Source organism: Rhizobium sp. NPDC090279 (genome assembly GCF_044769665.1).
GTDB lineage: Bacteria > Pseudomonadota > Alphaproteobacteria > Rhizobiales > Rhizobiaceae > Rhizobium.
The window spans coordinates 140,080-164,364 of sequence record NZ_JBIVYI010000002.1; the positions used below are offsets into that span (position 1 = coordinate 140,080).

21 protein-coding genes are annotated in these 24,285 nt (G+C 60.5%); 13 read left to right on the forward strand and 8 right to left on the reverse strand.

The window, feature by feature from the left end:
- Positions 1-187 precede the first annotated feature (187 nt).
- On the forward strand, positions 188-1,321 hold the full coding sequence (gene odc2, locus ACIQWP_RS04790; protein ID WP_402783011.1) for an ornithine/lysine decarboxylase: 1,134 nt from the start codon (positions 188-190) through the stop codon (positions 1,319-1,321).
- A 168-nt stretch (positions 1,322-1,489) separates the two neighbouring features.
- Positions 1,490-2,080, forward strand: coding sequence for a GNAT family N-acetyltransferase (locus ACIQWP_RS04795; RefSeq protein ID WP_402783013.1), 591 nt, complete (start codon positions 1,490-1,492; stop codon positions 2,078-2,080).
- 176 nt (positions 2,081-2,256) lie between these two features.
- Here ACIQWP_RS04795 and ACIQWP_RS04800 read toward each other — a convergent pair whose 3' ends face one another.
- From ACIQWP_RS04800 to ACIQWP_RS04830, 7 genes are all read right to left on the reverse strand, one after another.
- Complete coding sequence (locus ACIQWP_RS04800; protein WP_402783015.1) at positions 2,257-3,741, reverse strand: serine hydrolase domain-containing protein; 1,485 nt, start codon at positions 3,739-3,741, stop codon at positions 2,257-2,259.
- Between the two features lie 132 nt (positions 3,742-3,873).
- Positions 3,874-5,259, reverse strand: coding sequence for a cytochrome-c peroxidase (locus ACIQWP_RS04805; RefSeq protein ID WP_402783017.1), 1,386 nt, complete (start codon positions 5,257-5,259; stop codon positions 3,874-3,876).
- A gap of 19 nt (positions 5,260-5,278) precedes the next feature.
- Complete coding sequence (locus tag ACIQWP_RS04810) at positions 5,279-6,907, reverse strand: phospholipase C (protein ID WP_402783019.1); 1,629 nt, start codon at positions 6,905-6,907, stop codon at positions 5,279-5,281.
- Positions 6,908-7,326: 419 nt separating this feature from the next.
- Positions 7,327-8,142, reverse strand: coding sequence for a serine O-acetyltransferase (gene cysE, locus ACIQWP_RS04815; protein ID WP_402783020.1), 816 nt, complete (start codon positions 8,140-8,142; stop codon positions 7,327-7,329).
- 121 nt (positions 8,143-8,263) lie between these two features.
- The gene (locus ACIQWP_RS04820; RefSeq protein WP_402783022.1) at positions 8,264-9,253 is read right to left on the reverse strand and encodes a WD40 repeat domain-containing protein; all 990 of its coding nucleotides are present in this window, start codon (positions 9,251-9,253) and stop codon (positions 8,264-8,266) included.
- The gene (locus tag ACIQWP_RS04825) at positions 9,253-10,356 is read right to left on the reverse strand and encodes a CobW family GTP-binding protein (protein ID WP_402783024.1); all 1,104 of its coding nucleotides are present in this window, start codon (positions 10,354-10,356) and stop codon (positions 9,253-9,255) included. The genes ACIQWP_RS04820 and ACIQWP_RS04825 overlap by 1 nt, the downstream gene beginning before the upstream one ends.
- A gap of 139 nt (positions 10,357-10,495) precedes the next feature.
- Complete coding sequence (locus ACIQWP_RS04830; protein WP_402783026.1) at positions 10,496-11,287, reverse strand: creatininase family protein; 792 nt, start codon at positions 11,285-11,287, stop codon at positions 10,496-10,498.
- A gap of 86 nt (positions 11,288-11,373) precedes the next feature.
- On the opposite strand from ACIQWP_RS04830, the gene ACIQWP_RS04835 reads away from it, so the two are divergent.
- The 3 genes from ACIQWP_RS04835 (at position 11,374) to ACIQWP_RS04845 (ending at position 14,106) form a co-directional block, all read left to right on the forward strand.
- Positions 11,374-11,886 carry a MarR family winged helix-turn-helix transcriptional regulator gene (locus ACIQWP_RS04835; protein WP_402783028.1) on the forward strand — a complete coding sequence of 171 codons (513 nt, stop codon included), beginning with the start codon at positions 11,374-11,376 and terminating at the stop codon, positions 11,884-11,886.
- A gap of 119 nt (positions 11,887-12,005) precedes the next feature.
- Positions 12,006-13,025, forward strand: a complete 1,020-nt coding sequence (locus ACIQWP_RS04840) for a LacI family DNA-binding transcriptional regulator (protein ID WP_402783030.1) — start codon at positions 12,006-12,008, stop codon at positions 13,023-13,025.
- 112 nt (positions 13,026-13,137) lie between these two features.
- A complete protein-coding gene (locus ACIQWP_RS04845) occupies positions 13,138-14,106 on the forward strand; it encodes a 2-hydroxyacid dehydrogenase (protein ID WP_402783032.1) in 969 nt (322 codons plus the stop codon).
- Here the strand turns inward: ACIQWP_RS04845 and ACIQWP_RS04850 are convergent, their stop codons facing one another.
- Positions 14,107-14,895 carry a gamma-glutamyl-gamma-aminobutyrate hydrolase family protein gene (locus ACIQWP_RS04850; protein WP_402783034.1) on the reverse strand — a complete coding sequence of 263 codons (789 nt, stop codon included), beginning with the start codon at positions 14,893-14,895 and terminating at the stop codon, positions 14,107-14,109.
- A gap of 294 nt (positions 14,896-15,189) precedes the next feature.
- Between ACIQWP_RS04850 and ACIQWP_RS04855 the strand changes: the two genes are divergently transcribed.
- From ACIQWP_RS04855 to ACIQWP_RS04890, 8 genes are all read left to right on the forward strand, one after another.
- Positions 15,190-16,296 carry a TRAP transporter substrate-binding protein gene (locus tag ACIQWP_RS04855; RefSeq protein ID WP_402783036.1) on the forward strand — a complete coding sequence of 369 codons (1,107 nt, stop codon included), beginning with the start codon at positions 15,190-15,192 and terminating at the stop codon, positions 16,294-16,296.
- 230 nt (positions 16,297-16,526) lie between these two features.
- Positions 16,527-18,842, forward strand: a complete 2,316-nt coding sequence (locus tag ACIQWP_RS04860) for a putative bifunctional diguanylate cyclase/phosphodiesterase (protein WP_402783038.1) — start codon at positions 16,527-16,529, stop codon at positions 18,840-18,842.
- 231 nt (positions 18,843-19,073) lie between these two features.
- Positions 19,074-19,298 (forward strand): aa3-type cytochrome c oxidase subunit IV, encoded by a 225-nt coding sequence (locus ACIQWP_RS04865; protein ID WP_402783040.1) that lies wholly within the window; start codon positions 19,074-19,076, stop codon positions 19,296-19,298.
- A gap of 112 nt (positions 19,299-19,410) precedes the next feature.
- Entirely contained in the window at positions 19,411-20,574 is a 1,164-nt protein-coding gene (locus ACIQWP_RS04870; protein WP_402783042.1) for a Re/Si-specific NAD(P)(+) transhydrogenase subunit alpha, read from the forward strand.
- Between the two features lies 1 nt (position 20,575).
- Entirely contained in the window at positions 20,576-20,974 is a 399-nt protein-coding gene (locus tag ACIQWP_RS04875; RefSeq protein WP_402783044.1) for an NAD(P) transhydrogenase subunit alpha, read from the forward strand.
- 10 nt (positions 20,975-20,984) lie between these two features.
- The gene (locus ACIQWP_RS04880) at positions 20,985-22,379 is read left to right on the forward strand and encodes an NAD(P)(+) transhydrogenase (Re/Si-specific) subunit beta (RefSeq protein ID WP_402784336.1); all 1,395 of its coding nucleotides are present in this window, start codon (positions 20,985-20,987) and stop codon (positions 22,377-22,379) included.
- A gap of 237 nt (positions 22,380-22,616) precedes the next feature.
- Entirely contained in the window at positions 22,617-23,021 is a 405-nt protein-coding gene (locus tag ACIQWP_RS04885; RefSeq protein WP_402783046.1) for a YciI family protein, read from the forward strand.
- Positions 23,018-24,274, forward strand: coding sequence for an RNA polymerase sigma factor (locus tag ACIQWP_RS04890; RefSeq protein WP_402783048.1), 1,257 nt, complete (start codon positions 23,018-23,020; stop codon positions 24,272-24,274). Before ACIQWP_RS04885 ends, ACIQWP_RS04890 begins: the two co-directional genes overlap by 4 nt.
- Positions 24,275-24,285 lie beyond the last annotated feature (11 nt).

Sequence of the window (24,285 nt, forward strand, 5' to 3'; positions counted from 1 at the left end):
TGGGATATTCCCTCCAATCCATGGCAGACAAAGCGAATTAGCGCCGCTTGCGGCACTCGTTCATCATCCGCGCTTCGCGCATTTGCACGGCACCGGGGTCTCCACCGGCTGGTTCCAAAGCGAATGAGCGTCGCCCTTTGTCCTCTGGGTCTTGCCCGGAGCTCTTGGAATTTGAAAGGGAATTGACATGACCACGCAACGTATTCGCGATTTCCTCGCTACCCGGCGTCCGGACGGTCCTTGCCTGGTGGTCGATCTCGATGTCGTCCGCGACAATTTTCACGCCTTCCGCCATGCCATGCCGGATAGCGCCATCTACTATGCCGTCAAGGCCAACCCGGCTCCGGAAGTGCTGCGCCTGCTCGCAAGCCTCGGCTCCAACTTCGATTGCGCGTCCGTCGCTGAAATCGAAATGGCGCTCGATGCCGGCGCGACCGCTGCCCGCATCTCCTTCGGCAACACGATCAAGAAGGAGCGTGATATCGCTCGTGCGTATGCACTCGGCATCGGCCTCTTCGCCGTCGACAGCCACGAGGAAGTCGAGAAGATTTCCCGTGCCGCTCCCGGCGCTCGTGTGTTCTGCCGCGTCCTGACCGATGGCGAAGGCGCCGAATGGCCGCTGTCGCGCAAGTTCGGCTGCGTCCCGCAGATGGCCGTCGACGTGCTCGTCTACGCCCATCAGCTGGGTCTGGAATCCTATGGTGTGTCTTTCCACGTCGGCTCGCAGATGACCAAGGTCGATGCCTGGGACGATGCCCTTGCCGATGCCAAGCGCGTCTTCGTCTCGCTCGCCAAGCAGGGCATCCACCTGCAGATGGTCAACATGGGCGGTGGTTTCCCGACCAAGTACCTGCGCGACGTTCCCTCGGCCGAAGCCTATGGCAAGGCGATCTTTGCGTCTCTGCGCGCCCATTTCGGCAACCAGATCCCGCACACGATCATCGAGCCGGGCCGCGGCATGGTCGGCAATGCCGGCGTGATCAAGGCTGAAGTCGTCCTGATTTCGAAGAAGTCGGACAACGATGCCGCTCGCTGGGTCTTCCTCGACATCGGCAAGTTCGGCGGTCTCGCCGAAACCATGGACGAGGCGATCCGCTACCCGATCCGCACGGAGCGCGACGGCGACGAGATGGAAGCCTGCGTTATCGCCGGCCCGACCTGCGATTCCGCCGACGTGCTCTATGAAAAGAACCTCTATCCGCTGCCGGTGACGCTCACCATCGGCGACGAGGTCCTGATCGAAGGCACCGGCGCCTACACCACGACCTACTCGGCTGTGGCGTTCAACGGTTTCGACCCGCTGAAGGCTTACATCATCTAAGGCATGTATCCCGAAAGGCGCGAAGCGGTTTTCGGATAAGATCATGCCAAGGAAAATTCTCAGCCGAGGCTGAGGTCTGATATCGCCGCTCCCGTAGCCAGCCGGGGCGGCACCCTCACAATAATCTGTCACCGCCGCTGATAACGGTATTGGGCACGGGAGGCCAAGATGGCCGCTGTTCTTGATTCTGTCCGCGCATTCTTTGCGCCCACAACTTTCACCCTCGACCTGGAAAACGCAGGCGATGTCGTCGCGCGCGAAAATCTGCTGGATCGCGCCATGGGTCCCGACCGCCGCAAGAAGTCGTCCGAAAAGCTGCGCCAGGGCCGTGTTCCGGCCGAAGGTCTGGCGCTCGTCGCTCGCGATCGCAGCGGCCATGTCGTCGGTACGGTTCGCCTGTGGAACGTCGAAGCCGGTGTCGACCGCGAGACGCGTCCTGTCGATGCGCTGCTGCTCGGTCCGCTGGCCGTCGATCCTGCCTATGAAGGCAAGGGTATGGGCTCGGCGCTGATGCGCGCTGCTATCCTGGAAGCCAAGAAGCGCGGCCATGCCGCTATCCTGCTCGTCGGCGATGCGTCCTATTACGAGCGTTTTGGCTTCTTTGCCTCCAAGGCCCGCCATCTCGTCATGCCCGGTCCGTTCCAGCGCGAGCGCTTTCTGGCGCTCGAACTGAAGGACGGCTGGCTCGACGGCGCTGCCGGCATCATTGTGGCCAGCGGCCGCAAGCTTGCCCAGCCGCCGGTATCAAAGGCTGCGTAAAACGCGCGAAAATCCTGAAGTATCAAAAGGCCTTCGTCCGGTCGGGTGTCAGCCTCAAACCGAAATGTGGAATACTTTCTGTCGTAAATATCTGTCGTGAAACTCTGACTTTTGTGAGTGAGTTTTGCGACAGGAATTTACAGTGGGATTTCGTCCTGACGGTTTTGTCGGGAACGTCAGGAGTTTCGCAGCGCCGCGACAATTGCATACAGTAGCTTCGCGTTGCTGTAACCGATATCTTCGCGCGTTAATCCCATACGCAGGATCACGAGTTTAAGCGAAGGGATGATCGCAATCACCTGACGGAGATGCCCCTGCATCATGAATGTGTCGGCCGGCAGGGTAAATCCCTGGCCCGGGCCTAACCAAAGTTGTCCGCGACCGTAAGCGGGACCATGTCCCTCGTCGGAGGCCGGCACAGGCGAGCGCATGTAGTCGACAAAACCACTCGGCAAAAGCTGTTCACCGTTCCACTCCCCGTTCAGGCGCAGGAATTCGCCGAAGCGCGCCCAATCACGCGCACTAGCGAAGAGATAGGCTTCGCCTAGAAATGTGCCGGAAGGGTCGGTTTCAAGAACGGCACTGGTCATGCCTAGAGGTTTGAACAATCGCTCCTGCGGAAAAGCTTGTGAGTCTGCCCCAACGGCATTTTGCCAAAGCCACGCCAGCAGGACCGACGAGCCACCGGAATAATTGAATTTTGTTCCAGGCGGAGCGACAAGAGGCCGGTCTCTCGCGAAAGCCGCCGCATCTTTAGCGAGATCCTCTAATATATACGTATCGGGGAAATTGCCTTCTTCACTCCATTTCAAACCGCTTGTCATCGCCATCAAATCGGCTACGGATATGTTATTGCGTGTGTCGCTGATCCATTGCGGGAATAGATTTTTCTGATTGAGCGAGAGCTTTCCGTCTTTGATGACCATGCCGACCAGCGCAGCGTTCACGGTCTTCGTCATGGACCAACCTAGCAATGGCGTTGAAGGCCCGAAGCCTGCGCCATAGGTTTCACCGACAATGTGTCCATCACGAACAACGACGATCGCGCGCATCCCAGGTCCCTGAAGAGCCGGATCATTCAGCGCAGCCAGCAAATGCTTGTCGTCTGACAACTGCACCCTGTCGCCAGCCGGCCAGAGCGCATCGGATGTCTTTGGCGGCGAAGAAGTTTCGGCTACGCGAGAACGAACCCCCTCAGTTGAATCCAGAATGCAACCTCGTCCCTCCTCGTATTGGGCGTGTCGTCTGGCGAATAGGCCCAGATATGCCACTTCTACACGTTGTTTGCCGGTGTCGACGTTGATCTTCATTCGTTTGACGGCATGCGAGAGCGCAAACTGCACGTCGGTCGCAATGACCGCATCCGCGTCGCGTCTGGCAATGAACACGTTCGAACAAACCATTTGGGCTGCATAGCCCGTGGCGACCAGCAGCAAATCGGGTGGGCTGAAGGTCAGCCATCCGCTTATTCCGGAAACCCCAAGAACGATAATCGCGATAGCAACAATGGAGAATCGTCGGATGCGGCGCATATTCCACGACCTGCTAATGAGATAATTGAAAAAGCCACGAAAGATATCGCGAAACTCCCAATTAACGAGACGGTCTTGCGACTTGATTTTGCGGCGCCGCAAAACCAATGTTCTGCGATAGGTGAGCACGCAGCATGCTACACGAAGATATTTTCAACAAGATAAACCGTCCGAAACGCCGATGCCACAAGGGGATTGAGTACCAGTATCTAATTGAATTCCACATTTAAGTTTGAGGCTGGCTGTCGGGCGGAGGCCTCTTTATTTGGCTGCCTTCACGCTGTCCTTCGCCGGATCGTATCCATCCGTCAACGTCTTCAGGAAGGCGACGACATCGGCGATCTCGGCGTCGTTCAGGGCAGGGGCATCGCCGAGTTTGCGGTTCATCGGCACGTCGATGACGTCGATATTGGCCTGATATTGCGCCGGCAGATCATCATATTTCAGCACCTTGCCGCCCGCATCCTTCGGATAGATTTCTTCCGGATTGGTGTCGCGCTTGACGTAGAAGCGGGTCACATCCTCCAGCGTGCGATAAACGCCGTTGTGGAAAAAGACGTGACGGGTGGCGGCGTTGCGCAGCGTCGGTGTCTTGAACAGCCCGCAATTCTGCGGCTGGGCCGAGTAGGTGTCGCTGCGCAGCGGCCCGCAAATGCCGGTGTCGTAGTAGTGGGCATCGGCATTGGCCGGGATAGCCGGATTTCGCGGTGCGCCGAGGGCCTCGAACTCGAAATCGGTGAAATTAGGCATCTGCCCGTCGCCGATCATCTTGTCGAGGTGACAGGAGGCGCAATTGCCCTTGTTCGCATCGTCGAACAGCTTCAATCCCCGCGCTTCCGCATCCGTGAGCACCGCCTTGCCGCGCAGGTAGTAATCATACTTGCTGGTATAGGGATGGAAGGAGTTTTCCTCGATCTGATAGCGGGCAAGCGCGAAACCGATCTCGGAGATCGTCATGTCCTGATCGTTGAGAATGTTATCGCCGAAGAGTGCCGAGATGTCCTTGCCGTAGCCTTTCTTCAGCTTGTCGTAGACAGTGGCGGCGTCGGCATTGGCCATTTCGAAGGGCGAGATCATCGGTTGCAGGGCCTGCTCTTCCAGCGAATCGACGCGTCCATCCCAGAACATGCCGCCCTGCGGCACGAGGTTTGCCGCGGCTGCGGCATCCGCCTTGATCACGGCCTGCGCCGTCAGCGGGCCGGTGACGGCTGCGGGGGCATTGGCCAGAGCCACGCCGGATGCTTCGGTCATCGGCGATGCTTCCGCGGCCTCGTCGGCAGCGCTCTCTTCCCCGATCGAGAAGGATGGCGTCGACATCTTGTAGGCGAGGCTCGGCACGGCGCGGATACCGGGTTGGTCGAGATGCGGGCCGCCGAGCTGGACGGCGAGGCCGTTGGCGGGCGCATAGTGGTTGGCGGGATCGTGGCAGGTGGCGCAGGCCATCTGGCCGCCGCCGGAAAGCGAAGGGTCGAAGAACAGCCTCTTGCCGAGCTGTGCGACCGCGCTCAACGGAGCCTGGTCGTCATAGCCGTCCGAGGTCGAGGGATTGGCGGCCGGTTCGCTTGCCATGCCGACAGCCGCACCCGCGAGCGAGAGGCCCGCGAGCGCGAGGAGCGGCAGGAGACGGCGGTTGAACTGCAAGGGCATTTCCGTCTCCCTCATGGTTTTATGAAGCTTGATTGCCGGTCTTCGGATCGAGGATCAGCTTCGGTGTGTCACCCTTGGACCAGTCGAACATGTTGTTCAGCGAGCCCGAGAGCGCATCGAAGGAGCCGCCGCCGAGGCGTGCGCCGGCCATCCAGTTGTCCTCGATGAAGCGCATGACGGAAGTCTGGTCAGTCAGCGTGTGGTCGACGAAATTGGTCTTTGAATAGGGCGAGATGACCAGCAATGGCTGGCGCGTGCCATAGCCGCAACGCCCCTCAGCCGGCTGGCCGTTGACGCCGGGCAGCGGCGTGCCGGTGGAACAGCTGTCGCCGCTCAAGACATCGTAGCCCTTGACCGGGAGCTTCGATGGATTGACGACCGCGTGAGCATGGTCGTACCAGCCGTCGGAATCGTCGTAGAGGACGATGATAGCGGTATCCTTCCAATCAGGCGAATTCTGCACGGTGTTGACCACTTCCGTCACGAATTCCTGCTCGTCGAGCGGGTCGGAGTAGCCGGCATGGCCGTCCTGATAGGCTGGTGCTTTCAGGAAGCTGACCGTCGGCATGTTGCCGTTCTTCAGCGCTGCGTAGAAGTCGGTCATGTCGTACTGGTGATTGGCCGCATCCGTCGTGCCGATCGCCGCTACGGAAGATGGGCGTGCGTGCGTCGGGTTGGCGGTCGAGGCGTAGTACTGGAACGGCTGGTGATGCGGGATGTAGTCGGCGCTGTTGACCTTGGTGACGGTCGAGGTCGTCGTGCGCTTGCAGGCCGCCGTGCCGTCCGGATTGGTCAGCGTGAGGTCGAAGCCGCCTTCGAAGAAGCCCCAGGTGATCTTGTGCTCGTTCAGCATGTCGCCGATGTTCTTGCCGTACATCAGGGCCGTCTGGCCGACCGAGCAGACGTCGCCCGTCGGGTCGAAGTCGCTGATCGCCGTCCAGCCGCCATTGCCGTCGGGCACGATGCGGCCCTTGGAATAGGTGCCGTCGCTCTCCAGCGTGTAGCCGGGCGGCAGGATGACGCCGTTGGTCTGGCCGGAGATCAGGTTCAGCGCGCCGGGCGTCGAAGGCCCGAAGTTGGTGGAGAAGGAATTGTCGCTGAGCGCGTAGTGCTGGGCATAGTTCCAATAGGCCGTAACGGTGTTGCCGTCATAATAGCCCATGACCTGACCCTTGGTGCCGAAGGCGCCGGCCGCGCCCTTGGTACCATGGCCGGTATTGGCCGGGAAAAGGTCCATGGCGAAGTTGTTGTAGGCGGCCTGTTCGGCGGTGTAGCCGTGGTTCTGCGACTGGGTGGCCGCCTGGGTGCGGTCGAGCCGGAAGGGGGCAGCCGCATCGGCGCCGTTCGCTGTGTTGGTCTTGTTCGGGTTGGTGTCGAGAAGTCCGGCGTTGGCGAGCGTGTTGATGTCGGCCGGCGTGTTGTCGGCCGCCTTGAACGCCGGTTCGCCATCGACATTTGCGGCCTTGGGGTAGGTCGCGAAATAGTGGTCGAAGGAAACGTTTTCCTGGAAGATAACGACAAGATGCTTGATCGGTGTCGCGGTATTCGGTGCCGGCATTGTGTCAGCGGCACCAGCGGTGGAACAGAGCAAAACAAGAGTAAGCGCGCTGCCGGCTGCAAGGGCGGCGCGACGTGAAAGACCGGTCATGGTGATATCCTCTTCGAGTGGGGGCATTGCTCCGGCGCATGTTGCGCCACGCCGGGCATAGAGAACCATTCCGAGCTATCAACGGAGTATGACAGTTCCATGAAGAGCGCGGCGAAACCTTTCCGCCTTCGCTGCATTGCCTGTGGCAAACAATTGATTCTGCCGCTTTGGGCAGCGGCTTAGCAGGAGACGCCCGACTTGAGCGATTGCGATGCTACCTTATGTCACGGGCGAGGGTTTCCTCACCCGCCCTCGTGGTTCGAGACGGCCCTATGGGCCTCCTCACCATGAGGGCTGATCCTCGTATGCCTGGCGACAGAGGATCGCAGCTTGCTCCGCCTCATCTTGAGGCGTATTTCGGAGCAAGGCACAGACATGCCTCGAAGGACGAGGCGGCCACTGTCGCCCAAATACTGAAGCTAGATGTTCTGATCCATCGTCTCAGCCGGGATTTCGTCGGCGCGATGGATGCGCACGACCACGGCCGGGACGCCGGCGACGGTGCAATGCGGCGGAACGGGTTTTACCACGACGCTGCCGGCCGCGACCTTGCTGAAGGCGCCGACTTCGATATTGCCTAGGATCTTGGCGCCGGCGCCGATCATGACGCCGTGCCGGATCTTCGGATGACGGTCGCCGCTCTCCTTGCCAGTGCCCCCAAGCGTCACGTTCTGGAGGATGGACACTTCATCCTCGATGACGGCGGTTTCGCCGATGACGATGCCGGAGCCGTGGTCGAGCATGATCGACGAGCCGATCTTTGCGGCCGGATGGATATCCGGGCCGAAGACGAGCGAAACGAGGTTGGAGAGCCAGATCGCGATTTCCCTACGGCCTTCCGTCCAGAGCGCATGAGCGATGCGGTGTGCCTGCAGGGCGTGAAAGCCCTTCAGGTTCAAAAGCGCATGCAGATAGGTGGTGCAGGCGGGATCGCGCGTGCGCACGGCGACGAGATCGGCCTCGGTCGCCCGCAGGATCGCAGGATGCCGTGTCAGCACATCGGACAGCAGCGACAGCAGGTCGCTGTGTTCGATCCTGACGACGCAGAGACGCGCGGCCAGTATCTTGGCAAGGCCGTCCGCATCGGACGCGTTGGCAAGCAATTGCGCCCGCAGCAGCGGAGCGAGCGTTGGTTCGCGTGCAGCGAGCTCGGCGGCTTCGCAACGGATCACGTCCCAGACGTTTTCGGCTGGGGCAGGGCTATTTCCGGCGATTGCCGTTCCTGACTGGGGCATGATCCTTGTCTTTCTGCTTAGAGCGGTTGAGCGTTTCGTTGAATCGCTCAACCGCTCTATTTGTTTGCTTTTACGCAATTCCAGACGGAAAACCGCTGCGCACTTTTCCCGGAATTGCTCTTCAACCGGAGACGTCGACGACGCCGCAATCGCCGGCTTCGGAGGCGAAGGCCAGCAGCTTGCCGGACTTGCTCCAGCTCATCGCCGTGATCGCACCCTTGCCGGGCCGACGCAAGAGCGCTTCCTTGGCGTCGCCGAGGCGGACCGCAAGGATCATGCCGTCGATGAAGCCGATGGCGAGGATATCCTCGGCGGGATGAAATTTTACCGAGGTCGCCATGATGTTAGCGCGCGTGCCGAGTTCGAGCGGGGCCTTGCCCATCGGGCCGTCCTTGCCCTGGAAGGGCCAGACGATCGCGGCCGGCGCACCGGAGGAGGCAAGCCACTTGCCCTTGTTGGACCAGGAAAGAGACTTCACCTTGGCGGGATAGCCGGTCATGCGCATATGCCTGGCCTCTGCGCCGGGCTTGGCATCCAGCTTCCAGCCATGCAGGGCGTTTTCCTGCATGGTCGTGACGATGAACTGGCCGTCCGGCGAGAAGGTGACGCTCGTATGCGCCCCCTTCCATTCCAGATTAACCGGCTGCGCGCTCATACCGACCCAGTGCAGCGATACGCCGTTGTAGCGCGTGACGGCGATGCGCAAGCCCTTGGGAGCAAAGGCGATGCCTTCAACCGTGCGCTCTTCGGCAAATTCCTTCGTCGTGCCGTCGGACAGCCGCACGAAGGTGCTCTTGCCATAGGCATAGGCGACAGCGCCCTGCGGACCGGCAGCGATCTGCCCGATCCATTTGCGCGGGGCTTCGGCCAAAACGGTTATGCTGCCATCGGCGGCGATGCGCAGAACCTTGCCGTCCTCGCCGCCCGAAATCAGGCTTTCGCTATGGGGATCGCGGATGCAGGTGAGCATGCCCTGATGGGCTTCCGTCGTCTTGTCTCCGCCTTCGAGGCGGTGGATCGCGCCGGCCGCGCTCGCGAAGAAGGGGGTATCACCCAAAAATTCGACGGCCAGAACGTGGCCGTCGATATCAAGCGGAGCAACAGTCGGCATCAGGCGGACGCCTCGCAGGCCTTGAAGCTTGCTTCCAGCTTTTCGCGGTCGAGTTCGCGGCCGATGAAGACGAGCCGGCTTTCATGCTTTTCGCCGTCCTTCCAGGGGCGCTGATGATCGCCTTCGATGATCATGTGCACGCCCTGAACGACGTAGCGCTCCGGATCGTCCTTGAAGGCGATGATGCCCTTGAGGCGCAGGATGTTGGGGCCCTGTGTCTGCGTGATCTTCTGCACCCAGGGGAAGAAGCGTTCCGCATTCATCTCGCCGCCGCGCAGCGAAACCGACTGCACGGTCACGTCGTGGATTGGCGACGGGGCGTGGTGATGATGGTCGTGACCATGGTCATGGTGGTGATGATCGTGGTCGTGATCATGATGGTGATGATCATGGGCGTGATGGACATGATCGCAATCCGGGCCGCAGACATGATCGTCATGGCCATGCTCGAGGAAGTGCGGATCGTTTTCCAGCGCGCGTTCGAGGTTGAAGGCGCCCTGGTTCAGCACGCGGGCGAGATCGACGCCGGAGCGGGTCGTCTTGTAGACGCGGGCGGCCGGGTTGATGGCGCGGACGACATCCTCGATCTGGGCCAGTTCTTCCGGCGAGACGAGATCGGTCTTGTTGATGACGACGACGTCGGCAAAGGCGATCTGGTCTTCGGCCTCGCGGCTGTCCTTCAGGCGCAGCGGCAGGTGCTTGGCGTCAACGAGCGCGACGACTGCGTCGAGTTCCGTCTTGGCGCGGACATCGTCATCCATGAAGAAGGTCTGGGCGACGGGAACCGGATCGGCAAGGCCCGTGGTTTCGACGATGATGCCGTCAAAGCGGCCAGGGCGCCGCATCAGGCCTTCGACGACGCGGATCAGGTCGCCGCGAACGGTGCAGCAGACGCAGCCATTGTTCATCTCGTAGATTTCTTCGTCCGACTCGACGATGAGGTCGTTGTCGATGCCGATCTCGCCGAATTCGTTGACGATGACGGCGTATTTCTTGCCGTGGTTTTCAGAGAGGATGCGGTTCAGCAGCGTCGTCTTGCCGGCGCCGAGATAGCCGGTGAGAACGGTAACGGGGATGGGCTTTTGCGTGGCTGTTTCGGTCATGGGAGCCTCGAAATATGGAAGGTTGCCCCGGGGAGCGGACATTGGTCGGCTTCCATATAAGGAGTTGGGGACGGCAGTTCAAAGGCTTTTGTATGTTATAAGATCACATTAGGTTTGATACGATGAATTGGCCGCGTGGTCAGGTCAGCGTTGACACATCGAAGCTGTCGACATCCTCAAGCAGTTCGACCAGCCCCTTGACTGCATGCGCGATCAGCCTTTCGCCCTTTTCAGCCGTTGCTGCGCCCGCATTGCCCGCGACCCCTTGCTCGCTCAAGTCGGACATCTTCCAGCCGAAGGCGTGCGGCCCGTAGGCACGCAGATGCCTGAAGTCCTTGATGAAGCCCGATTGGCGCGACGGGAAATCCGCCGCCTTCGACATGTCGACCCTTTCCGGATGCAGGGCGAGCATGACCGAGGTCTCGATATCGCCGCCGTGAATGTCGATGGCCTTGTCATCAGGTGCGATCAATCCGTCCGGTATGCCGAAGCGCGTCCAGCTGGTTGCGACCGCCAGCATGTTGAAGCGCAGGCGCGCCTCCGTCGCGACGATGGTCATCAGCGGAGAGTTACCGCCATGGGCGTTCAGCATGACAAATTTGCGGATGCCGAGTTTGCTCAGCCTTTCGGCGACATCGAGCCAGCGGTGAACGGCTTCATCGAAGGTCAGCGTCTTCGTGCCGGCGGCATCCATATGTTCGACGGAATAGCCGACAGGCTCGACCGGCAGAAAGCTTACGGGCAAATTGGCCGGCAAAGCAACCTTGAGGCGCGAGGCGATTCCCTCGGCAATGAGTGCATCGGTTTCGAAGGGCAGATGGGGCCCGTGTTGCTCATAGGCGCCAAGTGGCAGCACGGCGATCCATTTTATTCGCTCCTCGGGCGTCAATGTTTCATCATTGTCATCGAAACATGGCAAAGGATGCGCCATCTGGGGGTGTGCCTCTTGTTTATGTCAATAAGCTGCGCAATGTCATAGCGTGATGACTTAGCGGCGAAAAGGTCAACGGAATCACGATGGGCAAAAAGAACAAGGTCGGGAAGAAAAGTAAGTCAGGTAAGAAGAAGGATCACCGGGACTACACGCTTGCCGATCTGTCGCCGGCTTTGACGCAGGCGGCGCGGTCCATGCGCACGGTGATGACCCGCAGCCTGACGGCGAGCGGCCTCTATGCCGGGCAGGACGGCGTCATTCTCGCGCTTGCGGCGAATGACGGGCTTCCCGCCGGCACGCTGGCGCAGAAACTCGGCGTCAAGGCTCCCACAATGACGCGCACGATCGGGCGCATGGAGGCGCAAGGCTTTGTCGAACGGCGGCCGGATGCCGACGATGCCCGCCTGACCAAGGTCTACCTTACCGAGACCGGGCGAAATAGCGTCAGCGAAATCGAAAGTTCGGCGGCAAGCTGCGATGAGCTGGCGACCCGCGGTTTCTCTGAGAAGGACATTCGCTCGCTCGTGCGCCTGCTCAAGACGATCGAGAGCAACCTCCAGGCCGGCGATGACGACGAAGACGACGACGAATTGTGAGAATCTCCCAAGAATTCGAGTTGCGCCGCGCGATTAAAGCTTTTAATTAAATATTTTAAATTCCGGAATCGTAAAACGACGGAATAAGAATATGGCTGCGTTTCACGGGGAGGGTGCGCGTGGCGCAAAAGATAAAGCTTTCGACAATTGCGGAAACGCTGGGTATTTCAACGGCAACAGTATCTCTGGCCTTACGCGATAGCCCGCTGGTCGCGGTCAACACTCGCGAGAAGATAAAGGACCAGGCCCGCGCGCTGGGCTATATCTACAATCGCCGCGCTGCGAGCCTCAGGACATCGCGATCGGGCATCATCGGCGTCGTCGTGCATGACATCATGAACCCCTTCTATGGCGAAATCCTGAAGGCAATCGAAAGCGAGCTCGACCGCAGCCGCCACACTTTCATTCTCTCCAACCACTATGACTCGGTCGAGAAGCAGCGCACTTTCATCGAGACGCTGCTGCAGCTCGGCGGGGATGGTGTCATCATGTCGCCGGCGATCGGGACGCCGCCGGAGGATTTCGAGCTGGCGGAACAAAACGGCATGCCGGCCATCCTCGTCGCGCGCCAGATCGATGCGCTCGACCTGCCGACGTTTCGCGGCGATGACAGCTACGGCATCTCGCTTGCGACCAACCACCTGATCAGCCTCGGCCACCGCACCATTGCGATGATCGGCGGCACCGACCAGACCTCGACCGGCCGCGACCGCTATCAGGGCTATGTCAACGCATTGCGCAAGGCGGGCATCGAAGTCGATGCCAATCTGCGTATTCCCGGAGCACGCTCCAAGCAGGGCGGTTTCGAAGCGGCGGTGCATTTCCTGTCGCTGCCGCAGAAGCCGACGGCGGCTGTCTGCTGGAACGATCTGGTCGCCATCGGCCTCATGAACGGCATTTCCCGCGCCGGCCTCGTGCCGGGGCGCGACATCTCGGTCACCGGCTATGACGATCTGGAGGAAGCGGCGATCGCAACGCCTGCGCTGACCACCGTCTGGAACGGCCAGGCCGAGGTCGGAAGGCTTGCAGCGCGAGCGCTTTTGGATAGGTTGGCAGGAAGCCATGAGCCGGATGGTATCCATCTCATCAAGCCCGAAATGCGTATCCGCCAATCGACGACGCCCTACAAGGCACGCTAGAACTGTTCAGCTCTGTCTCATCGTTTTCACGCAATTCCGGACGGAAAACCGCTGCGCACTTTTCCTGGAATTGCTTTAGTAGCGCCGAACCGCATCTCAAGAGGAAAGATTCATGTCCGATAACCGCATTGCCGTCCTCGTTCCGGGGAAGATACACCCGCGTGTTCTCGAAAGGCTCGCAAAACACTTCGACGTTATTTCGGTCGATCGCGACGGTGGGCCGCGCATGGATGCAGAAACGGCAGCGCGTGTGCGCGGTGTGGCGGTCTCGGGCGGCTTCAATGCGACCTGGATCGACGCCTTTGCGAATGTCGAGGTCATCGCCAATTTCGGCGTCGGCTATGACGGCATCGACGTCAAGCATGCGGCTTCTAAAGGCATCGTCGTCACCAACACACCTGACGTCCTGAACGATGAGGTCGCGGATACCGCAATCGCCCTGTTGCTGAACACGCTGCGGCAGTTTCCGAAGGCAGAAAGCTGGCTGCGCGAGGGGCGCTGGGTGAAGGATGGTGCCTTTCCGCTCTCGCCCTTCTCGATGAAGGGACGCCGCATCGGTATCAACGGCCTTGGCCGTATCGGTCTGGAGATCGCGAGAAGGCTGGAGCCGTTCAAGGTGAAGATCGGCTATCACACGCGCACGCCGCGCGACTCTCTACCTTACGACTACTATCCGACCTTGAAGGAGATGGCGCAGTCGGTGGATACGCTGATCTCGATCGTGCCGAAGACGCCGGAAACGCACAAGGTCATCAATGCCGAGATCCTGTCGGCGCTTGGACCGCTGGGCGTATTCATCAATGTCGGCCGTGGCTGGTCCGTCGATGACGATGCGCTGATTGCAGCGCTTGGCAATGGAACGCTCGGTGCTGCCGGCCTCGACGTATTCTATGACGAACCCAATGTCCCGGCCGGCTATCTCTCGCTGCCGAATGTTTCGCTGCTGCCGCATGTCGCATCCGCTTCGGTACCGACACGCGATGCCATGGCCGATCTCGTCGCCGACAACATCATCGAGTGGTTTGCTAGGGGTAAGCCTGTGACGCCGGTGCCGGAAACGCCGGTCAAGCCACGCGGCTGATCAAACGGCCTTTTGCTGATAGGCGGCGGCGGCCAGCCGCTCCTTGCCTGCCGCATAGTCGCGCACGGCATCGCCGAAGGCGGCGAACAGCTTGCGCGACGGCGAATCCGTTTCCGCCCAATATTCCGGATGCCATTGTACACCGACGGCAAAGACCTTGGCGTCGATGACGGAGACGGCCTCGATCGTGCCATCCTCGGCCAGCGCCTCCACTTGAAGTCGCGGCGCCGTATCGGCAATCGCCTGGCGGTGCAGCGAGTTGACGCGCACTTCGCCGGGTCCGACGACGCGGGCGATGCACGAGCCTTCCTTGACGAAGACGCTTTGACGGATCGAATACATCGTATCACGATCGACATTTTGCGGCTTGCGATGGTCCCAGATGCCCGGCTGGTCCTGGATTTCGCTGGCAAGCGTGCCGCCGAGCGCGACGTTCAGCTCCTGAATGCCGCGGCAGATGGCGAGCATCGGAATGGCGCGCTCGATGGCGCGGCGGATAAGTGGAAGCGAGGTCGCATCCCGGGCGGGATCGAAGGGGCCATCGCTATCCCTTGCGTCCTTTCCATACAGCGACGGATGCACATTGGTCGCCGAACCGGAGACGAGCAATCCGTCGACCCGGTCGAGAATGGCATCGGCATCGTTGTCATCCTCAAGGGCGGGAACGATCAAGGCCATCAACCCCGCGGCCTTTACGGCAGCGCGCACATATTGCAACTGCACCGCATGCCAGCTCGTGCCATCGAACTCGCGGATATCGGCGGGAATGGCGATGATCGGTCTGGACATTCAATGCTCCGGAAGCTGCGAAACGAATATACGCCGAGACCTCTGGACAAGCATGATGTCAATCCGAGGGCAGAGGTGCACGCGATAAACTTACGCGAAGATCTCCCGACCGGCAACGCGCAGTGGTTTCCATGAGGCTTTGTTTCCCGCCGTCACGCGGATGTACAGGAATCGCCATAATGCAGTGCAAGAGCAAACTTGAAAGACCGTGTGCGGCATGGTTAGTTCCATCGCTTGCGCCGTGACGGGGGAGCGTGCCGTTCCCCAGCAATGCCGTCCGTATGGGAGAATTCGATGGATCGCCGTTCCTTCATGAGGCGGGCAGGGACCGTTGGCGCAGGTGCTGCCGCCGCCGCGCTTGCGAGCCCGGCCGTTGCCCAGGAATATCCGAAGATCACCTGGAAGATGACCTCTTCCTTTCCGAAGAGCCTGGATACGATCTATGGCGGTGCTGAGGATATCGCTGCGCATGTCTCCGACGCGACCAACGGCAATTTCGTCATCCAGACCTACGAGGCCGGCGAAATCGTGCCCGGCGCGCAGGCGGCCGACGCGGTGAGCGCCGGCGCCGTCGATGCCGCGCATACCTGCTCCTATTATTTCTGGAACAAGGACCCGACCTATGCCATCGGTACGGCGCTGCCGTTCGGCCTCAATGCCCGGCTGAGCAATGCCTGGTTCTATCAGGGCGACGGCAACAAGCTGATGAACGAGTTCTATGCCACGCAGGGCATTTTAGGCCTGCCCGCGGGTAACACCGGCGCACAGATGGGCGGATGGTTCCGCAAGGAAATCAACACGCTCGACGATCTCAAGGGGCTCAAGATGCGCATCGCGGGTCTTGCCGGCAAGGTGATCGAAAAGATCGGCGTGGTGCCGCAGCAGGATATCCCGGTCAACGGCGTATACGATGCGCTGGACAAAGGCACTGTCGATGCAGCCGAATGGGTCGGTCCCTATGACGACCTGAAGCTCGGGCTGCAGAAGATCGCCAAATATTACTATTATCCCGGCTGGTGGGAAGGCGGCGCGGTGGTGCACGCCTTCTTCAATCTGGAAAAATGGAATGCCCTGCCGAAGAACTATCAGGCGATCCTCGGCGACGCCTGCGCCTTCGCCAATACCAATATGCTGGCGAAATACGATGTCAAAAATCCTCAGGCACTGAAGGATATCGTGCAGCAGGGGGTGACGCTGAGGCCTTTCAGCCAGGAGATCATGGAGGCTTGCTTCCAGTCGGCCAGCGCGCTCTACGCCGATCTCTCCAAATCCAACGACTATTTCAAACGCATCTATGAGGATCAGGTCGCCTACAAGAAGGATGCCTATCTTTGGATGCAGCTTTCCGAGTATACTTTCGATACATTCATGATGATCCAGCAGCGGGCAGGCAAGCTGTAATCGTATTTCATAAGTCTTTAGCGATGTATTGTTTTCTTTATTAGTGATTTAAATATTATGCCCGTGGTAAGGTGCGCCGGGAGTAATTGTGCGAGCGCAATGCGGATCACAATCCAGCTTCAACTTAAGCTGTAGACTTGATTGGAAAAACTGTCCGAATGGCCTCTGTTTGGGCAAGCAAATTTTAAAGGGTTTCCACTAGGGTGTCCGCCGCATCAGGGGAAGTCTGAATGAAGCCTCCAAGCCCGGACACCGTGCCGACGGATATCTATCTGTCGTTCGTCAGTTCGCTTTTCGGAAACCGCAAAACGCTCTTCACGGGTGTGTTCGTTCACATCCTGACATATGTCCTCGTTTTCCTGGGCACGCATGCCGGCATCTATCTGGCCTTTTGCGTGGCGTTTGCCGTCGTCTTTGGCTTACGCATCCGTTTGTTCCGGCTGTTCGATGCCGCGGACAAGAATAGCCTGACGCGCGCCGATATTGCCGGTTGGGAAGCGCATTATGTGATCGGTGCGGCAGCGGTGGCGGCCATCCTCGGCATCGGTAGCGGCTATGCCATTCTCATCCTGCGGAATCCGCTGGCGGAATTCATCTGCGTCGCCGTCACGATGGCTTCGATGGTATCGATCGTCGGCCGGAACTATGGATCACCAAAGGCGGTCGATCTCCAGATTCTCGCCTGCTGCGTGCCGATCATCATCGCCTGCCTGCTGTCGCAACAGCTCTACAAGGCGATCGCTTCTCTCATGCTCATTCCGTTCGGGCTGACGACGCGCGCAATGGCGAATGGCATGCGCGAATTTCTCTACAAGAACATCATCAATTCACGCGAGATATCGCTGATCGCCGACAGATTCGATACGGCGCTGAACAATATGACGCATGGGCTGTTCATGCTGGACGCCCAAAATCGTATTCTGGTCGTCAATCGCAAGGCCTGCGAGCTCCTCAATTTCGCCCATCCCGAGCGGCTCAAGGACTGCGAGTTCGACGTGGTCCTGCGCTATGGCGCCCGTCACGCCTTCATCGACGGATCGCTGCCGGGGCTCATCCAGCGGCAGCTGGCGCAGCTGGTCGGCGGCACGCTTTCCCGAACTCTCATCCAATTCAACGAGGATCAGTTCCTGGAGTTTTCGGCAAGCCGCCGTGCGGATGGGATCGTCATCCTGATTTTCGAAGATGTGACGGTGCGTATTCGGGCAGAGCGCAAGATCCTGCATATGGTGCGCTATGACCCTTTGACCGGGCTGCCAAACCGCGAATATTTCATAGAACTGGTCAAGGAAAAGCTGGCCGCGCACAGCAGGGAAAGCCGGATCGGGATTCTGGTTCTCGATATCGACGATTTCAAGCACGTCAACGACACCAAGGGGCATGTTGCCGGGGACCGCCTGCTGGTCGCCATAGCCGAGCGCCTGAAAGCGCTTGCCGGCACTGCGGCGCTTGCCGCCCGTCTCATCGGTGATCAATTCGTGCTGTTCTTTCCCAATGAAGATGATGCGCCGGATATCGATGCTCGTATCCTCGCCCTGCATACGGCAGTAGCGGGCACCTATAGCGTTGAGGACAACAGCCTTCGGGTTTCCGTCAGCGGCGGATACATGACCATGTCCAGCCGGGAGTTCCGCCTGGAGGAATGGCAGATCAAGGTCGATCTCGCGCTCTTCGATGCCAAATCGCGGATGAAGGGTGGCTGCAGCGCCTTCGAGCAGGAGATGGATGCGCGCTATGTCGAGCGGCAGAAGCTGAAGGATGATTTGCGCGAGGCGATAGAGACTGGCAGGCTTCAGGCCGTCTACCAGCCGATGTTCACGCCGGATGGCTCTCGCATCGAATGCTGCGAAGCGCTTGCTCGCTGGATTCACCCGGAAAAAGGCTCGATCCCGCCCGATCTTTTCGTGCAGTTTGCGGAGGAAATGGGCATCGTTGCGGGCATCACCCGCTTCATGGTCAACCAGGCCTGCCGGGATTGCGCGTCATGGCCCGCGCCTCTTGCAGTCTCCGTCAATCTCTCGGCGCAGGATCTGCGCAATGACGAGATCGTCAAAATCGTCATGGCGGCGCTCGATGCATCGGGCCTGGAGCCCACTCGCCTGCATCTCGAGGTGACCGAAAGCTGCTTGATGGATGAGGTGGCGACCGTCCGCTCCATCCTTGCCGATCTGCGCGCCAAGGGCATCACGATTGCGATCGACGATTTCGGAACGGGGTTCTCCAGCCTCAGCTACCTCGATTCCCTGCCAGTGGATGTCGTCAAGATCGACCGGTCTTTCGTCCGTGACATCACGACGGACAGCCGCCGTTTCAAGCTGCTGTGCGGCATCGTCGATCTTTCCCGCGCGCTCAGTCTTCATATCGTGATCGAAGGCGTCGAAACGGCGGAGCAGCTGGCACTCGTCGTTGAGCGGAACCTGGCGGATATCATCCAGGGTTATGTATTTTCCGCTCCCGTGCCACAGGAGCAGGTCGTAGAGAGGGTGGACAGTCTCAATCGACGACAGCTGGGCGCCGGCAGGATTCTGCCAGCCGACGCCATCAGATAGCCGGCATCGTCAGGCCGATGCGGGCGCACCCGGAATCCGCTGGCGATTCCCTCAGCCTGCGCCTGCCTGCGACCTTCTCGTGCATTGCATTTTCCCTCGCTTTGTGTAACCCCTCGATAGAGGAAATTCGGTTGCGGCATCCCTTTGCGAGATGCCACGACTTTTGAGGACGAACTCCGGCCGCCAGTTGATGTCGTCTGTCGGGGGAGAGCATTGAGGGGAGAATTCTGAATGGCCGAACATCATACAGGACCGGCTGAGACCGGCGCTGCCATGGACTACAAGGAGCATGAGAAGACCTATAATCTTTTCGTCTCCGGCGCCAAGGTTGGATCTGCGATCATCGCGGCGTTGTTGATCGCCATGGCAGCTGGCTTTTTCGGTCATGCCGGTTTCCTCGGTGGCGTCCTCATATTCATCGTTCTGACCATCGCCAGCATCGTCCTGTTGCGCTGATACTGCAACGCTGACCGACGCCGGGCCAGTCCGGCCCGCGCTTTCCCATGATTCTGCAGGCTGCAGCGCCGCCGCATTCGGGCGCGGTGCCGTTTGATGCGAGGTGTTGTCGTTGAGCAATCTGGTTTTCGTGGCCAAGGAAAGCGTGGCGGAGGAGACGCGCGTTGCGGCTTCCGTCGAAACGGTAAAGAAGATGAGAGGCCTCGGTTTCGATGTTGTGATCGAAGCCGGCGCCGGTGCCCTGTCGCGCATCCCGGATGCTGAATACGAGACCATCGGCGCGCGCATCGGCACGGTGAAGGATGCCAAGAAGGCGGATGTCATTCTCAAGGTCAGGCGGCCGACGAGCAAGGAGATCGCCGGCTACAAGAGCGGTGCGATCGTCATCGCCATCATGGACCCCTATGGCAACGAGGCGGCACTTGCCGAAATGGCGCGCGCCGGGCTGACGAGCTTCGCCATGGAGCTGATGCCGCGCATCACCCGCGCGCAATCGATGGACGTCCTGTCGTCGCAAGCCAATCTTGCCGGCTATCAGGCCGTGATCGAGGCTGCGGCCGTCTACGACCGGGCGCTGCCGATGATGATGACGGCGGCGGGCACGGTGCCGGCGGCAAAAGTGTTCGTCATGGGCGCCGGTGTTGCCGGCCTGCAGGCGATCGCCACGGCGCGGCGTCTGGGCGCACAGGTCTCGGCGACCGACGTTCGCCCGGCAGCCAAGGAACAGGTCGCCTCTCTCGGCGCGAAATTCATCGCGGTCGAGGACGAGGAGTTCAAGGCGGCGGAGACCGCCGGCGGCTACGCCAAGGAAATGTCCAGGGAATATCAGGCCAAGCAGGCTGCTCTCGTCGCCGATCATATCGCCAAGCAGGATATCATCATCACCACGGCCCTCATTCCCGGTCGGCCGGCGCCGCGGCTTGTCAGCCGCGACATGCTGAAGGCGATGCGCCCCGGTGCGGTTGCCGTCGATCTCGCCGTCGAGCGCGGCGGCAATATCGAGGGTGCCGATTACGACAAGGTCGCCGATGTCGAAGGTGTCCGAGTGATCGGCTATCCGAACATGGCCGGCCGGATCGCGGCCAGTGCCTCGGCTCTTTATGCCAAGAACCTCGTCACCTTCCTGGAAACGATGGTCGACAAGGATACGAAGAGCCTCGGCCTCAATCGTGCAGACGAGTTGATCAAGGCGACGATGCTGACCGATGGCGGCGAAGTCGTGCATCCGAATTTCGTCGATCCCGATCAGCCGACCGTCAAGAAGGGAGATCTCTGAGATGGCTAGCCAAGCAATGGACCAGGCACTCCAGCAACTGAATGATGCCGTCACCGCCGTCACGACCGCCGCCGCTCAGGCGCCCGAGGCCGTAAGCGCCGCAACGGGCGGAGCGATCGATCCCTTCGTATTTCAGCTGGCGATCTTCGTATTGGCGATCTTCGTTGGCTACTATGTCGTCTGGTCGGTGACGCCGGCCCTGCACACGCCGCTGATGGCCGTGACGAACGCCATCTCCTCGGTCATCGTCGTCGGCGCGCTGCTGGCCGTGGGCATCTCAGCGAGCGGGCTGGCCACCGGCTTCGGCTTCGTGGCGTTGGTCCTGGTTTCGGTCAATATCGTCGGCGGTTTCCTTGTCACCCAGCGCATGCTGGCGATGTACAAGAAGAAGGACAAGTGAGAGCGGCATGCTGAGCAATATAGCGGCTTTCCTTTATCTCGTCTCGGGCGTGCTGTTCATCCTGGCGCTGCGCGGCCTGTCCCATCCAGCCACCAGTCGGCGCGGCAATCTCTACGGCATGATCGGCATGGGCATTGCCATCGCCACGACGCTGGTGCTGGCGACGCCGTCCTTCGGCGGCTTGGTGCTGATCATTCTCGGTCTTGCCATCGGAGGCGGGGCGGGTGCCTATATCGCCCGCGTCATTCCGATGACGTCGATGCCGCAGCTCGTAGCCGGCTTCCATTCGCTGGTCGGTCTGGCAGCCGTTCTCGTGGCCGCTTCTGCGCTCTACACGCCGTCTTCCTTCGGCATCGGCGAAATCGGCCATATCCATACGGAAGCACGCATCGAAATGGCGATCGGCGTCGCCATCGGCGCGCTCACCTTCACCGGCTCGATCATCGCCTTCCTGAAGCTTGATGGCCGCATGTCCGGCAAGCCGATCCTGCTGCCATACCGGCACATCATCAATGCCGTACTGCTCGCGCTGATCGTCTTCTTCATCGTCGGCCTTGCCGCGAGCGAAAGCCACTTCGATTTCTGGGCCGTCGTCGTGCTGTCGCTGGCGCTTGGCATATTGTTGATCGTGCCGATCGGTGGCGCCGACATGCCTGTCGTCGTGTCGATGCTGAATTCCTATTCCGGCTGGGCAGCAGCCGGCATCGGCTTCACGCTCGGCAATCTGGCGCTCATCATTACCGGCGCACTTGTGGGCTCTTCGGGCGCGATCCTTTCCTACATCATGTGCAAGGGCATGAACCGTTCCTTCGTCTCGGTCATTCTCGGCGGTTTCGGTGGCGAGGCGGTATCGGGCGGAGCCGATAATTCCGACAAGACCGTGAAGCTCGGTTCGGCCGAGGATGCCGCCTATCTGATGGCCAATGCCTCCAAGGTCATCATCGTGCCGGGCTACGGCATGGCGGTGGCGCAGGCGCAACATGCGCTGCGTGAGATGGCGGACAGGCTGAAGGCGCACGGTGTCGAGGTGAAATATGCCATCCACCCGGTTGCCGGTCGTATGCCCGGTCATATGAACGTGCTGCTCGCCGAAGCCAACGTGCCCTATGACGAGGTGTTCGAACTCGAGGACATCAATTCGGAATTCGCCCAGGCCGATGTCGCCTATGTCATCGGCGCCAACGACGTCACCAATCCGGCGGCGCGCGACGACAAGACCTCGCCGATCTACGGCATGCCGATCCTCGATGTCGACAAGGCCAAGACCTGCCTCTTCGTCAAGCGTTCGCTTGGCTCGGGCTATGCCGGCATCGACAATACGCTGTTCTACAAGGACGGCACGATGATGCTTTTGGGCGATGCCAAGAAGGTCACCGAGGAAATCGTCAAGGCGATGAACGAGTAAGCGCCAAAACGCTCGGGATCTTCGCTGGACGTTTGTCTGATTTGGATCTCGGATCGACCATGCCTGCTTCCCCGCTGGAAAATCATGGAGGCAGGCATTTGCGCGTCTCCGGTCTTGCGAACCGGCCGGGTCTGCACTGCTCCGCGAAAAATCGAAACTATTTTTCGAGCTCCCGTCGATTCCGCCGTGCCTCGTTCGTCGTGTGGTATGTTCTAACCAACCAAGGAGACAGAACCCATGCGATTCATGATGCTGATGATCCCCGGCGGTTACGCTTCCGCTGCTCCCGACACCATGCCCGGTGCGGAAGCCGTCGAGTCTATGATGAAATACAATGAGGCGCTGAAGAAGGCTGGTGTGCTTCTGGCGCTCGACGGGCTGCATCCGCCATCCTCCGGCGCTCGCGTGAACTTCAAGGGCGGAAAGCCATCCGTCGTCGACGGCCCGTTCGCCGAAGTCAAGGAAGTGCTGGGCGGCTATTGGGTCATCGACGTGCGTTCGCGCGACGAGGCCATCGAGTGGGCGCGCCGATGCCCGGCAGGGGAAGACGACGTCATCGAGGTTCGCCGCATATTCGAGATAAGCGAATTTCCGGAGGATGTGCAGAAGGTGGCTGAAGGCTTCGATGAGCTGAAGGGGTGACCACGTCAGGGACCATAGAAGCGGTCTGGCGGATCGAGCAGCCAAAGCTCGCCGCCAGGCTGAACCGGTTGCTGCGGGATATCGGTCTTGCCGAGGAGATCGCGCAGGATGTCTTCGTGCTGGCGCTCGAACGCTGGCCCCGCGATGGCATTCCGCGCAATCCGGCGGCCTGGCTGACGCAGGTCGCCAAGAACCGCGCGCTTGACCGGCTGCGCCGCACCACACTGATCGACGGCAAGAATCGCGAACTCGCTATCGATTTCGTCGCACTTGAGCACCAGACTCCCGATATCGAGTCCGTGCTGGATGAGGATATCGATGACGATCTGCTGCGGCTGATCTTCACCGCCTGCCATCCGATGCTGCCAGCCGAGCAACGCGCGGCACTTGCCTTACGGCTGCTGGGCGGTTTGTCGACGCAGGAGATCGGGCGGGCCTTCTTGCTGCCCGAAGCCACCATCGCGCAGCGCATCGTGCGCGCCAAGCGAACGCTACGCGAAGCGGGAATCGCTTTCGAGACGCCGCGCGGCGAGGAGCGGCGGGAGCGTCTCGCCGCGGTGCTGGAGGTGGTCTATCTGATCTTCAACGAGGGTTATGTGGCAACGGACGGACCGCATTGGCTGCGTGCCGATCTGTGCGGCGAGGCCTTGCGTCTGGGGCGTTCGCTGGCGGCGTTGATGCCGCACGAGCCGGAGGTGTTGGGGCTTCTGGCGCTCATGGAGCTGCAGGCTTCTCGCTTTGCGGCCCGGGTCGACGGGTCGGGCAATCCGATCCTGCTGCTCGATCAGGACCGCAGCCGATGGAACTGGTCGTCGATCCGCAGCGGTCTCGATGGTCTGGCCCGTGCCATGCTTCTGACGACGCTGCCCGGTCCTTATTTGCTGCAGGCTATGATTGCTGCCTGTCATTCCCGAGCGGCGACCGCGGCCGATACCGACTGGATCGCCATTGCCGCCTACTATCAAGCGCTGGCCCTGGCAGCGCCGTCGCCGATCGTCGAAGTCAACCGGGCGGTCGCCGTCGGCATGGCGTTCGGCGCCGCCCATGGCCTTGCCATCGCCGATGCGCTGAAGGATGAGCCGCGCCTGAGGGAATCGCATCTTCTCCCGACCGTGCGAGGCGATCTTCTGGCAAGGCTGGGGCGAACTGCGGAGGCGCGGATGGAATTTCGACGCGCGGCGGAATTGACCGGCAATGAAAGGGAACGTGCCTTGTTGCTTGCCCGTGCCGACGCTTCTCTTGGCGAGCCATAGAGCAATTCCAG